The following is a 14888-nucleotide window of genomic DNA, read 5'->3' on the forward strand; positions in this document are numbered from 1 at the left end:
CCGTTCGCGCACCAGGTCAGGACTCACTGGCCCCAGAACTGGCGAAAGTCTTCGTCGCGATCGCTGAGCTGCGCCCACGGAGCACCCCAGCGCTGCACAATCTCGACCAGGCGAGCGCAGGCGGGGCGCTCGGTCGCGTAGTGACCGGCATCGATCAGCACCAGCCCGCGATCGCGCCCCTCCTGAAACTGGTGGAACTTGCAGTCGGAGGTCAGGTAGGCCTGCGCTCCGCTCCTGGCCACATCCGCTAAAAAGCTGGCCCCGCTGCCCCCCAGCACCGCCACCCGGTGGATGGTTTGGCCCAGGTCCGCCGCTGGGGAGTAGATCAGTCGCGGCGGCGAGAGCTGGGTCTGAATCAGGTCCAGCAGGCCCTCTAGACTCAGACTGGGGCTGAGATCGCCCACCCGTCCGTAGCCTAACCCAGACTGGGTCGCCACGACGGGCTCAGGGTTTTGCAGCTGGAGCATTTGAGCCAGCCGGTCAGCGGTGCCATCCTGCACCTGGTCAAAGTTGGTGTGAGCGGTGTAAATGCCAATGCCGTGGGAAATTGCCTGCTGCACCATATCCCCCACCGGGTCGCCCGGCACCACCGCCTTGAGGGGGCTAAAGATCAGCGGGTGGTGGGCCAGAATCAGGTTGACGACAATGCCCTGTTGCCTCAACTCAAGGGCTTCGGCCATCACTAACCGGGTAGGGGTGAGGCACACCAGCACATTGGCCTGGGCGTCGAGCACCCCTGGCTGCACCTGCCAGCCACAGTTGTCCCAGCTTTCCTGCCAGGCCGGATCGGCCCAGGCCTCGAGTTTGGAGATTAGATCTGCGATCGCCAGGGCCATACCCACGTACCTACGCCACATCCAGGGGAGAACCTTCCCTTGCTCCGGTGCTCTGCCTAGCTGGCCTTGACCAGAAACTTCTGGGGAATCTGGATGTACTGGCTGACAATCTGGCGAAACTCCTCACCGTCAACGGTTTCGCGCTCCAGCAGCACATCCACCAGGTGATCCATCAAGACCCGATTTTCCCGCAGAATGGTCCGGGCGCGATCGAGGCAGGACAGGGCAATGTTGCGTACCTGGGCGTCGATCTTGCTAGCCATCTCTTCAGAAACCTCGTTGCGAGGCATCAGGTTGCGGCCCAAAAATACCTGGTTGTCCATGCTTTCCAAAGCGACGGGACCCAGCTCAGACATACCGTAGAGGGTCACCATCTGGCGGGCCAGGTTGCTCACCTGCTGAATGTCGCCGCTGGCTCCGGTGGTGGTCTCGTCGTCGCCAAAGACCTCGGCCTCGGCGGCAAAGCCCCCCAGGGCTACGGTAATGCGATCGATCAGCCAATTGCGGGTGTAGAGGCCGCTGTCGATGATGTCTTCGTTGGGCAGCGACTGGGTAAAGCCTTCGACACCACCCGATCGCGGAATAATGGTGACCTTGTTCAGCTCGTCGGAGTGGGTGAGCAGGGTGGTGAGCAGGGCGTGGCCCACCTCGTGGTAAGCGGTCATGCGCTTGCGGCTGCTGTCCAGCAGGGGGGTGAGGCTGAGGCCAATGGTGATGCGATCGATCGCGTCTTCGATCTCAACCATGCCCATGGCTTCCTTGCGGCGGCGGGCGGTGAGAATGGCGGCCTCGTTGAGCAGGTTGGCCAGCTCCGCCCCCGAAAAGCCGGGGGTGCGGCGGGCTACAGCCGCCAGGGACACCTCGGGTTCAATTTTCTTGCTGCGGGCGTGAACCTCCAGGATCGAGAGCCGCCCCTTGTAGGTGGGTAGATCGACCACCACCTGACGGTCAAAGCGGCCTGGACGCAGCAGCGCCATATCGAGCACATCGACCCGGTTGGTGGCCGCAATCACGATGATGCCGCTGTTGCCCTCAAAGCCGTCCATTTCGGTGAGCAGCTGGTTGAGGGTCTGCTCGCGCTCGTCGTTGCCACCGCCGATGCCCGCGCCCCGCTGGCGACCCACCGCGTCAATTTCATCGATAAAGACGATGCAGGGGGCGTTTTCCTTGGCCTTGCGGAACAGGTCTCGCACCCGGGATGCGCCGACGCCCACAAACATTTCCACAAACTCCGAGCCCGAAATGCTGAAGAAGGGCACGGCGGCCTCGCCCGCGATCGCCTTGGCCAGCAGCGTTTTACCCGTACCGGGCTGACCAATCAGCAGCACCCCCTTGGGAATGCGCGCGCCGATGGCGGTGAATTTCTCCGGGCTTTTCAGAAAAGAGACCACCTCTTGCAGCTCTTCCTTGGCCTCTTCAATGCCCGCCACATCGTCAAACACTACGCCGGTCTTGGCCTCCATCTGAAAGCGGGCCTTCGACTTGCCAAAGCTCATGGCGTTGCCCGCCCCCGAGGCCGATCGCCGCAGCAGCATCAGCAGACCAAAGATCAAAATCAGCGCCAGCAGGGAGTTGGTCGCCAGCCAGGCCAGCGCCCCGTTGCCAGCGGTATCGCGAATTTCGACATCGACGTCGTTGGCCCGCAAGCGGCGAATCAGCTCGGCATTGCGCTCCCCCGAGAACAAAACCACCTGCTGGGGATCGGCGTCTGCGGGGTCGCCCTCCAGGCGCACGTAGGCAATGCCCCGAGTCTCGTCCAGGTCAACCTGCTGCACCTGCCCCTGCTCAATTCTCTCCAAAAATTCTCCGTAGGAGAGCCCTTCGGACTCGGCCTGGGCCAGGGCGGGGGGCAGCGGCATCAGGCTTTGCAGTAAGACCCAGCCCAGGGTAATGAAACCAGTGGCGGCGGCACCAGCGCGCGCGGACTTTTGCTGACCAGGAAGACGTAGGGACATAGACGGTTTAACTCTGCGACACTTTGCCCAGGGCTAGTATCCCCAGATACCGGATGGGCTTTTCCTTAGTCTAACCCCCCGCTCCTGAAATGACCGCCCCGCCTTGACTTAAAAACAGTGATGCGGTGTGAATGTGCGTTCACACCGCATCACTGTTTAGTTATAACGGGCCTGACGAGATTCATAGGCGCAGCCTGGGCCTTGCCCATAGCCGCAACGGTGAAGTTGCGGCGGATATATGACTAAAACGGGCCTGACGGGATTCGTAGGCGCAGCCTGGGCCTTGCCCATAGCCGCAACGGTGAAGTTGCGGCAGATATATGACTAAAACGGGCCTGACGGGATTCGAACCCGCAACTTCCGCCGTGACAGGGCGGTGCTCTAACCAGTTGAACTACAGGCCCATGGATTGGGCGATCTCTATATTGCGCCCTGGGGGGGCTTTTGTCAAACCGTTAACAAGGAATTTTGGAAAATTCTTTGATCCCCGCTTATTCCAGAAACTGGAGCACCGTCACTGTGGGGCTGGGCAGGTGATCGTAGCGGCTGGCGGTGGCCTCGATCTGGCGCAGCTGCCCCAGGGCCAGACCGCAGGGCATGCCGTACTTGGCCTGCACGCGATCGCTGGCAATGGTCAGGGCGGTGCGCGATCGCGCCACAAAGTCGGGCAGGGGATAGGCGGTAGCTGGAACAAAGTAGTCTTTGACCACCAGGGAGGGGGAGTAGCAGGTGTCCTGGCTGCCGTCGGGCCACTGGATTTGGAAGCGAATTTCGGGCATAGGAGGGGAAGTTGTTAGGTAGGCGGGTAGGTGGGTGAATGGGAAAGGGAGTGGATGGGTAGGGGGTGGATGGGTAAGGAGGGCGCGACGAATTTTAAGCGGCAGGGATGGGCGGTCACATAGGTGGTCAGCGGTTTTAATCCATCGACTCATCCACCCATCCACCCCTCTAGGGGCGCTGCCAGTCGGCGATATTCCAGGTGCTCAAATCCCAGGGGGTGAGGCTGATACCGGTGAGGCGGTTGCTGACGCCGGAGACGTCGGCGCGGTGCACGATCGGCATAACCGCCGCTTCGTTAATCAGCAGGTCGTTCATCTGGATAAAGAGACTCTGACGATCTTCGGGGTCCAGGGTGGCGGCAGCCTGCTGCCAGAGGGCGTCGAACGCGGGGTTGCAGTAGCGGGCGTAGTTGCTTTTTGACCAGTTGTTGGCCTTTTGGGCAATCTCGTCGCAGGTGTAGGTCTGGAGGTAGCTGCCGGGGTCGGGGTTGGTGTTGCCGGTGGCAAACATTTGCAGATCCGCCGAAAAGCGATCGAGGGTATCGCGGCTGGCCGGGTCGCTGGAAAAGAAGACACTGGCATCGATACTTTTTAGCTCTACGCCGATGCCAATTTGCTCCAGGCTCTGCTTGACGATTTCCTGGGTTTTTTGGCGCACCGGGTTCACCGAGGTTTGAAAGACGATACGCATCTCCTGGCCGTCTTTGTCGCGGGTGCCGTTGTTGTTGCTGTCCACCCAGCCCGCTGCGTCGAGCAGCTCGGCGGCGGCCTCGGGGTCGTAGTCGTAGCTGGTGTTTTCGGAGGCAAAGGGTCCGGGGGCGACCAGGAAGTTGGTGGTGGGCTGGCCGGTGGGGCCGTAGAGCTGGGTGGCAATGGTGTCGCGATCGATGGCCAGGTTGATCGCCTGACGCACCATGCGATCGCTGAACATGGGGTGGGGAAACTCCACGCTGGAGGTTTCACCGGCGGCGGTGGCCTGGTTGGGGTCGGTGAAATTGAAAATAATTCGCTCCACCAGGGAGCCAAAGTTGGCGACAACTTGCCCCTGCCCGGCGGCCTCGAGCTGGTTGAGAATGGCGGCCTCGACCTGGAGGTTGTTGGCGTAGTCCACATCGCCCGTTTGCAGCACCGCCCGGGCCGCCGAGGTGGCATCGCCCCCGCCCTTGAGTTCGACCCGGCTAAAGGCGAGCTGGTCGGCATCGCGGTAGTTGGGGTTGGCCTCGTAGATAATCACATCGCCGGGGGTAAAGCTGGTGACCCGGTAGGGGCCGGTGCCCACGGGCATGGTGTTGGCGGGGGCCTCGCGCCCGTTGGCACCGTTGTAGTCGGCAAACATGTGCTGCGGTAGCACCATGCCTTCGGTGCCGGTAAACACCAGGTACCAGGCCGGGTTGGGCTCTTTGAAGGTGATCTGGACGGTGGTGTCGTCCAGGGCCTCGACGCTTTCCACCAGTTCGTAGGTGCCCGCGTTGACTGTGGCGACTTCGGGGTTGACGATGAACTCGTAGGTAAAGGCCACATCCTGGGCGGTGAAGGGGGTGCCGTCTGACCAGGTGATGCCCTCTTTGAGCTTCCAGGTGACGGAGGTGCCGTCGGCGGAGACGCCCCCGTTGTCGAGGGTGGGTTCTTCGGCGGCCAGGAACAGCACCATGTTGCCGTCAGCGTCAAAGCTGGCCAGGGGTTCCAGGGTAATGCGGCTGGCCTCTGAGTCCTTGAACCCGCTCGAAAAGTGAGGATTGAGAATGGTGGGAGCCTGCCAGTAGAGCAGCCGCAGGGTGTCGGCGGTGGCGGGGGCCTCGACTCCGGCCTCTGCCTGGGGCGAGTTCTGGCCCGATTGGCACCCGGTAAACAACAGCAGACATAGACCAGCGGCAGCGACAGCGCGAGCGTTCATCGGCAGGTTAAGTTAAGGGGTGATGGGGTTGGAGTCTGGCGCGGTAAACACTGGCCCGCTCCGCGATCCCCAGGCATTAGCGTAGCGGGTCGGAGGGGGAAAAGAGTGATGGAGGATACGAATCCGGCTGCAACCTCAAAACTCGATCGCCCCCCTCAGCGACGGAGGGGGGGGCGCCTTGGAGCTGGCGGTGCATGGTGGCGATGATCTCGGCGGGAACCTGGCGCAATCGCCCCCGGTTGCGCTCCAGAGCCAGGCTCAAAGGCACATCAAACCAGACTAGGGTGATGGGAGCAAAACCGATCTGGCGGGCGGCGGCGATCGCTGCTCGCCGATGCCGCCGCCGCGCGTTGGTGGCATCGTAGATTACCCCATTCAGCTCACCACGCTGGATCGCCGCAACCCCCTGCTGCCATTGGGCCATCACCCCGCGCCAAATCACCGCCCAGTCGCCCTGCACAGCTTCATCGCCGTAGAGTTTGCCCCGCAGGCTGTCGGTGGAAACAATTGTGTAGCGCGGCTGAGCCAAAACAAAACCCCTGGCCCAGGTCGATTTACCGCTGCCGGGAATACCCACCAGCATCAACAGGGGCACAGGGGCTTGATTGTGCGTCACCGCAGCTCTGAGACTAGATGATCATGCCGTCGGGAATCACCGCATTCTTCAGCACGACCACGATGCCGCTGCGAATGTAGAAGCCCAGATCTTCGCGCTCGGCCTCCTGCACGTTTTCTTTGTTGACGATCTGCACGTTGCGGCCAATGCGGGCATTTTTGTCGATGATGGCGCGGCGAATGACCGAGCCCTCGCCAATTCCCATCGGAATTTTGCCCCGGGTCAGGTGCTGGCTGCTCTCGGAGAGCGGCTCGTAGTAGTCGGCTCCCATCAGCAGCGAGTCTTCGACCAGGCAGTCGGCATTGATGCGCTGGCGCAGGCCAACCACTGAGTGGTGAACGCGACAGTTCTTGAGAATGCAGCCCTCGGTAATGCTGGACTGGGTGATGTGACAGTCCTGCAGTTTGTTGGGCGGCAGGTAGCGGGCGCGGGTGTAGATGGGCGCGTCCTCATGGTAGAAGCTGAAGTCGGGGTGAGGCTGCTGGGTCAGGGCCAGGTTGGCATCGTAGAAAGCTTCGATGGTCCCAATGTCTTCCCAGTAGCCGTCGAATAGGTAGGCCTGCACGTTGTAGTCGCGCGAGGAGGCCGGGATGATCTCTTTGCCGAAGTCGGTCTGGTCGAGGTTCTTGCGCAGCAGATCGATCAAAACCTGCTTTTTGAACACGTAGATGCCCATGGAGGCAATAAACGGTTTTTCTTCCGCCTGCTCCGGGCTGAGGCCGAGGGAGGTGGTATCGACCTTCATCTGATCCAGGGCCTCGCCCTTGGGCTTTTCGCTAAAGTCAACCACGCGCCCGGTGCCATCGACCTTCATCAGGCCGAAGTCGGAGGCCTGCTTGTAACCAATCGGCACAACGGACAGGGTAATGTCGGCATTGGTGGCCCGGTGGCGCTGCACAAACAGGCTGTAGTCCATGCGGTAGAGGTGATCCCCGGACAGGATGATGAAGTCCTCTACATTCCAGGAGTCGAACAGCCACAGGTACTTACGGACAGCGTCGGCGGTGCCCTGGAACCAACTGGGGCTCTCGGGGGTTTGCTGAGCCGCCAGCACCTCCACAAAGCCTTCGGTAAACTGCGAAAACTGGTACGCACGGCTGATGTGCCGGTTCAACGAAGCGGAGTTGAACTGGGTCAGGACGTAAATTTTGTTGATATCTGAGTTGATGCAGTTGCTAACGGGAATGTCAATTAACCGGTATTTGCCTGCCAGAGAAACCGCTGGCTTAGCGCGAAATTTAGTTAAAGGATAAAGGCGGGTGCCGGCACCGCCACCTAAGATGATAGCCAGAACTGATTTCACAAGTTTCCCTCGATAAGCCCCACAAACTGGCCTGTTTACACCACTCTGTTTCACATTTACAGTGTGAGCCCGAGGGTACCGCTTGACAAGGGGGATCAGAAAAGATTGTGACGGAATGTGACCTGCAACACGATAGCGTTTTTTGATCAGTCCCATAGGCTGGGCTTAACCCTGGTTCGCTGGCTGTGGAGGTCGAGTGGGGGAGCATCGGGCCAGGCGGTGGCAGGGTCGAACCAGCGGTAGCTTTTCGGCCTTGCGATCGCCCGTTTCAACCATAGCCCAGCCCATTCCCAGGACTGACTGATCGCCAGGATTTTTGAGCCACCAGCAGCCGTTGAGAGCAGCTTCCAGACAAGCGGGCTAATGAGTTCAGCCCTACCCTTGCCAGAACAGTACAGGTGCATTAGTATTGGTTCATGCGTACTTATGGGTACAACCGTTCCCAATCGCGCGAGTGCCGATATCCATTGCGACACCTTTCAAAACGGTAACCCAAAGCCCCGCTGTCCTGACACCCCACGAGAGTTTCCTATGACCACGACTACCGCCCCCCGCAGCCGTTCCGCCGCTGGTGCGACCCGGTCTTCGGCCAAGGCTCGCGGCACCCAAACGCCTAGCACTACCCCAGTGCTGGCCCTCGATGCCGGCAACTACGACCTCAAATTCTTCACCGGCAGCGGTCATCCCAAGGCCATTCGCTCGGTGCGCTACCAGCTGCCCCAGGGGCGCGACGCCGTTAGCTTCTCCGAGGCTTCCCCGCTGATCGAGCTGCCCGATGGTCGGCGTTTCCACTTTGGGGCCCAGGCTTACAAGTACCGCCGCCAGCAGCAAACCGTGATTGAAAACAAGGTGGAGCTGGCCAAGCTGCACCTCTACGCCTGCCTTGAGCCTTTGGCTGGCGAAGTGGCCGACTACAGCCTCAATCTCCACGTTTCTACCCCCGACCCGGCCCGCAACGGTGAAGACATTCAGGCCCAGCTGCTCGGCCTCCACGAGTTTGTCCGCAACGACGTGGCGTTTCGGGTCAATGTGGAATCGGTCGAGGTGGACCGCGAGGGCATGGGCGCTTACCACTACGCCAAGGCCCAGGGGATTGTCCCCAGCCAGGGCTACACCATTGTGGTCGACATCGGCGGCGGCACCTGGCTCACCCGCCTGGTGGATGCCGACGGCGAAGTCATCGACGAGAACATCATGGATCGTGGCGGCACCTACGAACTGGCCACCGCCATCAGCTTTGACCACCGCCTCACCGACCATCTGGGCAGCAGCGCCGACCCCTGCATCGTCATGGATGGCTTCCGCTTTGACCACGCCTACGCCGACACCGGTCTGGCCTGGGCCGACTGGCTCGACGAGTATCTCGACCCGTGGTTCAAGGGCATTTTTCAGACCGTAAAGGCCCAGTACACCCCCTACATGCCCAGGGTGACGCGCTTTTTGGTGACCGGCGGCGGTTCGCACCTGATCGCCGATCGCCTCCAGGGGCACGACCTGTTCGCCGTCATGGGCGACCCTCAGTTTGCCAATGTTCGCGGCTTGTTCTTAATGACCGGGGATACCCAGCTATGTATGACCACCAAGTAAAGTCCGGTACAACCCGCCAGGACAACAAAGTTCGCCTCAGCCAGGATGTGCTTGAAAAAGCCGATCGCATTGCCGCCGAGTGGGGCCTCAAGAACGCCCGCGCCGCCGTAGAAGCCGTGTTCCGCCGCTACTGCGATGACTATCTCTACGGTCGCCCCGCCGACCTAGGGGAAGGGTTTGTCGCCCGTGAAAGCTCTCCCCAGCGCTACGGCGGGACTCTGCCTGCCCCCGAGCGGCGATCGCCGCTCCCCGCCCCCAAATGTGAGGCGCTGGACGCCCTGGATCAGCTGCTGGCGCTGTGATTCTGCCGTGGGTTTCCCTGTCTTGGGGAACCCACGGCAGGTCGGTTTTTGGCCAGCCTGGATGACACGGCCTATGGCACAATGGAATTCATTCTAAAATTTTTGCCGTCATCTTTGAAACGCCTGTGAATTCTACTGTTGCGACCTCTTCGGCCACCTTTGCCCCCGCCCGCCGCGCGGTATTTCCCTTCACCGCCGTGATCGGCCAGGACGATATGAAGCTGGCTCTGCTGCTCAACGTCATCGACCCCAAAATTGGCGGGGTGATGATTATGGGCGATCGCGGCACCGGCAAATCCACCACCATTCGCGCCCTGGCCGACCTGCTGCCCGAGATCGAGGTTGTCGCCGACGACCCCTTCAGTCGTTCGCCCCAGGACCGCGACGTGTGGGCCGAGCGCGGCACCGACGACCTGCCCGTGGCGCTCAAAAAAGTGCCCATGGTCGATCTGCCCCTGGGGGCCACCGAAGACCGGGTCTGCGGCACCATTGACATCGAAAAAGCCCTGTCTGAAGGGGTCAAAGCCTTTGAACCGGGCCTGCTGGCCAAGGCCAATCGCGGCATTCTTTACGTCGATGAGGTCAACCTGCTCGACGACCACCTCGTTGACGTGCTGCTCGACTCCGCCGCCTCGGGCTGGAACACCGTAGAGCGCGAAGGCATTTCCATTCGCCACCCGGCCCAGTTTGTGCTGGTGGGCTCCGGTAACCCTGAGGAAGGGGAACTGCGGCCCCAGCTGCTCGATCGCTTTGGCATGCACGCCGAGATTCGTACCGTGCGCGACCCCGAGCTACGGGTGCAGATTGTGGAGCAGCGATCGGAGTTTGACGCTGACCCCGCCACCTACCTGGCCCAGCACCAGGCCGAGCAGGAAGCGCTCCAGGCCAAGCTAGTCGAGGCCCAAAAGCGCCTGCCTTCAGTCACCCTCGACTACGACGATCGCGTCCGCATTTCTGAAGTCTGCGCCGAGCTGGATGTGGACGGGCTGCGGGGCGACATCGTTACCAACCGGGCTGCCAAGGCGATCGCCGCCTACGAAGGCCGCACCGCAGTCACCCTGGACGATATCAAGCGGGTGATTGTGCTCTGCCTGCGCCACCGCCTGCGCAAAGACCCCCTGGAGAGCATCGACTCGGGCTACAAGGTGGAAAAAGTGTTCTGCAAAGTCTTCGGCCTGGCCGACCCCGACGACGCGGCGGTCAACGGTCGCCAGCCCGTGGGGGCGCGGTAGGCATTCCTGTGGGTCAGCGCATTCTCGGGCTTGACCCAGGGCTCGCCATTCTGGGATTTGGGGTCATCGACGGGGCCGATCTCTCTGCCCCCCCAGCTTCGGGCACCCACGCCGAGGCCGCAGTGGTCGATTTTGGCGTGATTGAAACCCCGGCCAAGACGCCGGTGGGCGATCGCCTCTGCACTATCTACACCGACCTGCACAGCCTGTTTGAACAGTACAAACCCGACCAGGTGGTGATTGAAAAATTTTTCTTTTACCGCATGGCCAACACCATCCTGGTGGCTCAGGCGCGGGGGGTTGTGATGCTGGTGCTGGCTCAGCACAGCCTGCCCTACGTAGAATTTACCCCGGCTCAGGTGAAGCAGGCCCTCACCGGCTACGGCAACGCCGACAAGGCCGATGTGCAGCAGGCCGTGGCCCGCGAACTGGGCTTAGACCGTGTTCCTAGGCCCGATGACGCGGCGGACGCGCTGGCCTTAGCGCTGACAGGGTGGTATCAGCGCTGAGCAGCCTTTGGCGGTTGGGCTGGGGAGGTTTTGGGTTAAATCTGCCCTGGCTACCCTCGATCTGAAAAACACTGTAAATCCTCTGACCTAGCTGCGCCTGTCCCCCTACGCCCCCTATTTGTTAGGGATGGCCATGGCGCTTGGAATATTGACCTCAACTTCAGTTGAGAACTGGGGCGTTGCAATGGCGTCTAACCATCGCTTCAGGGGAATCGGTCCTGTCCCAACGGTTCTGGCGATAGGGATAGAATCGGGGCGATGCGATTCAGATTTAGTATCCGGCCAGCTCCTGGGGCAGTTCTTTCTTCATCAGCACCGCTTCGCTCTGGTAGCCCAGGCGGGTGTAGAGCGCCTGGGCGGCCTGGTTGTGGCTAAACACCTGGAGGCTAATCTGCCTGTGCCCCTGCTGCTGTGCCCAGGCTTCGGCCACCTCCAGCAGGGCGGTGGCGATGCCGCGCCGCCGGTGGTCCCTGGTCACGTACAGCAGCAGCACGTAGGGGTGCAAGGTTCCGCTGCGCTGGTCGGTTGCCTGCCCCAGCCAGAGCCCCGCTACTGGGCCAGCGGTATGATCGGCTCTGGCTTCGTCGATCCACCAGAGGGGTGTATTGCGGCTGAGATAGCGATCGACGGTATCAGCAAGATGCCCTACCGACTGGTGGGGGTCAAGCTCGCGGTAGGTGCGCTCCATGAATTTGACCACGGTGGCGCGATCGAGGGTTGAGCCTACCCGCAGGCGATAACCCGGTAGCGCAAAGGATTGCTCAGCGGCCATGCCCCTCCAGCGGTGCGATCGGTGCGATATGAATAGTGCGATATGAATAGTGCGATGTGAATAGTGCGATGTGAGGACACCTGAATCATCCTACTTTTTTCCTGGCCAGAGAGAAACGAACTTGTTAGGCTGAGATGAGTTTGCTCGGCATTGGTATTCCCCATGGCACCCCAGTCTAAAACCCTGTTTGAGCAATTTCTGGCCCCGATCTTCTCGCACCTGGTCGATCGCGACGCCCTGTTGCGCCTGCGGGACAGCATCGACTGGGAGGCCGGCGTCGCCCAGTTCACCAACCCCCAGGTGGTGTACCCCAACTACTACAAGGTCAGCAACTTCCACGGCATCAAAAATGGCTACCTAAATGTGGATGCCGCCCTCACCTACGACCCCATTACTCAGTACGTGCTGCCCCCCGGCGAAACTTGGGTGCGCGAGAGCCTGGTCAAGGCCGTCAAAGGTGAGCCTCGGCGGATGTTAGACCTGGGCTGCGGCACGGGCACCACCACGCTAATGCTGAAGCGCAAGTTTCCCAATGCAGAGGTGATCGGCCTCGATCTGTCGCCTCAGATGCTGGTGATGGCCGACTACAAGGCCCAAGCGGCGGCGGTGGATGTGACCTTTCGCCACGGTAACGCCATGGCCACCGGGCTACCCGCCGCATCCTTTGATGTGGTGTGTGCCACGCTGCTGTTCCACGAAACGCCCCCGGCAGTGTCTAAAACCATTCTCTCCGAGGCCTTTCGGCTGCTGACCCCCGGCGGGCAAATGCTGGTGCTCGACGGTAACCAGCGCACCCTGCGAACCACCGACTGGCTCAGCACCATTTTTGAGGAACCCTTCATCCGCGACTACGGCCAGGGCAATCTGGATGCCTGGTTAGGCTATGCCGGGTTTGAGCGGGTCCGTACCGAGGATGTATTCTGGCTCAACCAACTGAGTTATGGCCGCAAGCCGCTGCCGGTCGGTGAGCGACTGACCAGGGACGAAGGAGACCGAGTGGAGGACGGCTTGCCGCTGGCACAGCCTGCCTAGGGGGGTGTGGGTGTTAGGTGTCAGGTGTTAGGTGTTAGGTGTTAGGGATTAGCTTGCTACCCGAAACCGTAAACCATAAACCGTGAACCGTGAACCGTGAACTGCAGATCCGTAAACCAAAACCCCTTCTGCGTACACTAGAGGCGTGGAGCGTAGAGGGTCGGCTATGGTAAGACTTCAACCCTGGCAGTGGGCGGTGCTGGCGCTGCCTCTGGTGGCAATCGTCGGCTTCCTGATGACCGCAGCGGCGGTGCAAATTCACGCCTGGGGATTGAACTGGATCTGGGGCGTGATCATCCTCATGCTGGTGCTGTGGCGGGGGCTGCTGGCCCGCTGGACTAAGCCCGTGTTCAAGCAGGTGGAAGAGGCTCTTGAGCAGGCTCAGCAGGAGTTGGATGAGGTGACCGAGGCAGAAGCGCCTGTGGGCATACCCAATGGCAAATCTGCCGCTGCCGCCCTGGAAGAAATTCTTGTTGCCGCCCAGGAAGACCCCCCGGTTTGGGAAGACTGGAACCCGTTCTGGGAGCGCTGCCGCGATGTGGTGACGGCGGTGGCCCAGGCATACCACCCCAGCGTAAAGTATCCGCTGCTGAACATTTACCTGCCCGATGCCTACGGACTGCTGCGGGGCACCGTGGACGATGTCGATCGCTGGATTGAGACCCTGACCCCAGTGCTGGGCCAGGTCACCGTGGGCCAGGCGGTGCAGGGCTACGAGGTCTATCGCCGGGTGGAACCCTCGGCCCGCAAGCTTTGGCAGGCGTGGAACTGGGCGCAGTGGTTGATCAACCCCGCCGCCGCCGCCGCCCGCGCCCTGAGCGAACCGACGAATAACCTGGCCAACCAGCAGCTTTTGGGCAACCTGAACGCCCTGCTGCGGGAGGCCACCCTGCGGAACCTGTACCGCCAGTCGGTGGCGCTCTACAGCGGGGAGCTACCCGGCATGCCCAGCCCGGTCAAGCCTTTGCCCACCGCCCAAACCCAGACCCTGCGCGAGATTTTGGATCAGGCGGAGTCGGTGGAGGCCGTGGCCACTAAGCCCGTCAACATTCTGCTGGTGGGGCGCACCGGGGCAGGCAAGAGCAGCGTGATCAACACCCTGTTCGACGCCGAGCTGGCCGAGGTGGATGTGCTGCCCAGCACCGATAGCATCAGCACCTACCGCTGGCAGGGCGACGGGGAGGAAATCCTCACCCTGTGGGATTCTCCCGGCTACGAGCAGGTGGATCGCGCTGACTACCGCGACCAGCTGCTCGACTGCGCCCGCGAGGCCGACCTGCTGCTGCTGGTCACTCCCGCCCTCGACCCGGCCCTGCAAATGGATGCCGATCTGCTGCGCGACATGCGCGAAGAGGTGCCCGATCTGCCCGCCATTACGGCCCTGACGCAGGTAGATCGGCTGCGGCCCCTGCGGGAGTGGCAGCCCCCCTACGACTGGCAGTGGGGCAGTCGCCCCAAGGAACTGTCCATTCGCGAGGCCACCCGCTACCGGCAGGAGCAGCTGGGGGACCTGTGCAACCGGATTCTGCCCCTGGTCACCCGCGCTGGCGATCGCCCCGGATGGAATGCCGCTGCCCTGTCCACCGCCTTAGTTGAGCTGATCGACCCGGCCAAAGAGCTGCGGTTGGCCCGATTCTTGCGCGATCGCGAAACCAAGATCACAGCATCCGCCCGCCTGATCGATCGCTACCGCCTGCAGATGAGCACCACCCAGGGGGTGACCGCCTTTCTCAAAAGTCCGGTGCTCAAGTTTCTGGCCACCCTCACCACCGGCTCCCCGGCCCTGGCCTACCTGCTGGCCGAGCAGATTCCGGTGGAGCAGCTGCCTGTGGTGCTGGGCAAGCTCCAGCTCGCCTACGACCTGTTTAAGGTGGTGGCTCCCGCCCAGGTTCAGCTCGACCTGCTGGCCCTGTGGCCGCTGCTGCTGGAGCACAACGAGCAGCCCGATCGCGCCGCCTGGGCCTTTGGCCACGCCATGGTCGAATACTGGAGCCAGGAGCTTTCCATCGCCGACACCCGGCCCCGCATTGAGCACTACCTGGAACAGTACCGCCACCGCTAATCGTTTCGC

Annotated in this window: 13 protein-coding genes and 1 tRNA gene; 6 read left to right on the plus strand and 8 right to left on the minus strand. The window is 61.7% G+C overall.

Annotated features, from left to right (window positions below; translation table 11 throughout):
- Positions 1 to 23: 23 nt before the first annotated feature.
- From NF78_RS05385 to NF78_RS05415, 7 genes are all read right to left on the minus strand, one after another.
- Positions 24 to 857 carry a Nif3-like dinuclear metal center hexameric protein gene (locus tag NF78_RS05385; protein WP_263970551.1) on the minus strand — a complete coding sequence of 278 codons (834 nt, stop codon included), beginning with the start codon at positions 855 to 857 and terminating at the stop codon, positions 24 to 26.
- A 35-nt stretch (positions 858 to 892) separates the two neighbouring features.
- A complete protein-coding gene (gene ftsH / locus NF78_RS05390) occupies positions 893 to 2791 on the minus strand; it encodes an ATP-dependent zinc metalloprotease FtsH (protein ID WP_035985208.1) in 1899 nt (632 codons plus the stop codon).
- Positions 2792 to 3121: 330 nt separating this feature from the next.
- Positions 3122 to 3195, minus strand: a tRNA-Asp gene (locus NF78_RS05395).
- An 87-nt stretch (positions 3196 to 3282) separates the two neighbouring features.
- On the minus strand, positions 3283 to 3570 hold the full coding sequence (locus NF78_RS05400; RefSeq protein WP_035985209.1) for an MSMEG_0570 family nitrogen starvation response protein: 288 nt from the start codon (positions 3568 to 3570) through the stop codon (positions 3283 to 3285).
- Between the two features lie 169 nt (positions 3571 to 3739).
- Positions 3740 to 5464 (minus strand): peptide ABC transporter substrate-binding protein, encoded by a 1725-nt coding sequence (locus NF78_RS05405; RefSeq protein ID WP_035985210.1) that lies wholly within the window; start codon positions 5462 to 5464, stop codon positions 3740 to 3742.
- Positions 5465 to 5540: 76 nt separating this feature from the next.
- The gene (locus NF78_RS05410) at positions 5541 to 6080 is read right to left on the minus strand and encodes an AAA family ATPase (protein WP_225885234.1); all 540 of its coding nucleotides are present in this window, start codon (positions 6078 to 6080) and stop codon (positions 5541 to 5543) included.
- A gap of 13 nt (positions 6081 to 6093) precedes the next feature.
- Positions 6094 to 7383 carry a glucose-1-phosphate adenylyltransferase gene (locus tag NF78_RS05415; RefSeq protein WP_035985212.1) on the minus strand — a complete coding sequence of 430 codons (1290 nt, stop codon included), beginning with the start codon at positions 7381 to 7383 and terminating at the stop codon, positions 6094 to 6096.
- Positions 7384 to 7914: 531 nt separating this feature from the next.
- On the opposite strand from NF78_RS05415, the gene NF78_RS05420 reads away from it, so the two are divergent.
- The 4 genes from NF78_RS05420 to ruvC all read left to right on the plus strand — a co-directional run bounded on the left by NF78_RS05420 (position 7915) and on the right by ruvC (position 11013).
- Complete coding sequence (locus NF78_RS05420; protein WP_035985213.1) at positions 7915 to 8970, plus strand: ParM/StbA family protein; 1056 nt, start codon at positions 7915 to 7917, stop codon at positions 8968 to 8970.
- The gene (locus NF78_RS05425) at positions 8952 to 9272 is read left to right on the plus strand and encodes a hypothetical protein (RefSeq protein WP_052049839.1); all 321 of its coding nucleotides are present in this window, start codon (positions 8952 to 8954) and stop codon (positions 9270 to 9272) included. The genes NF78_RS05420 and NF78_RS05425 overlap by 19 nt, the downstream gene beginning before the upstream one ends.
- A gap of 125 nt (positions 9273 to 9397) precedes the next feature.
- Positions 9398 to 10504: a magnesium chelatase ATPase subunit I gene (bchI, locus tag NF78_RS05430; protein ID WP_035985215.1), complete on the plus strand. Its 1107-nt coding sequence runs from the start codon at positions 9398 to 9400 to the stop codon at positions 10502 to 10504.
- Between the two features lie 8 nt (positions 10505 to 10512).
- Entirely contained in the window at positions 10513 to 11013 is a 501-nt protein-coding gene (gene ruvC / locus NF78_RS05435) for a crossover junction endodeoxyribonuclease RuvC (RefSeq protein WP_035985217.1), read from the plus strand.
- A gap of 271 nt (positions 11014 to 11284) precedes the next feature.
- Here the strand turns inward: ruvC and NF78_RS05440 are convergent, their stop codons facing one another.
- Positions 11285 to 11785 (minus strand): GNAT family N-acetyltransferase, encoded by a 501-nt coding sequence (locus NF78_RS05440; RefSeq protein WP_035985218.1) that lies wholly within the window; start codon positions 11783 to 11785, stop codon positions 11285 to 11287.
- A gap of 162 nt (positions 11786 to 11947) precedes the next feature.
- On the opposite strand from NF78_RS05440, the gene NF78_RS05445 reads away from it, so the two are divergent.
- Together NF78_RS05445 and NF78_RS05450 are read left to right on the plus strand one after the other, a co-directional pair.
- On the plus strand, positions 11948 to 12817 hold the full coding sequence (locus NF78_RS05445; protein ID WP_035985220.1) for a class I SAM-dependent methyltransferase: 870 nt from the start codon (positions 11948 to 11950) through the stop codon (positions 12815 to 12817).
- A gap of 166 nt (positions 12818 to 12983) precedes the next feature.
- Positions 12984 to 14879, plus strand: a complete 1896-nt coding sequence (locus NF78_RS05450; RefSeq protein WP_035985221.1) for a GTPase family protein — start codon at positions 12984 to 12986, stop codon at positions 14877 to 14879.
- The last annotated feature ends 9 nt before the right edge of the window (positions 14880 to 14888 follow it).

Origin of the sequence: Leptolyngbya sp. KIOST-1, from assembly GCF_000763385.1 — a bacterium.
Taxonomy (GTDB): domain Bacteria; phylum Cyanobacteriota; class Cyanobacteriia; order Phormidesmidales; family Phormidesmidaceae; genus Nodosilinea.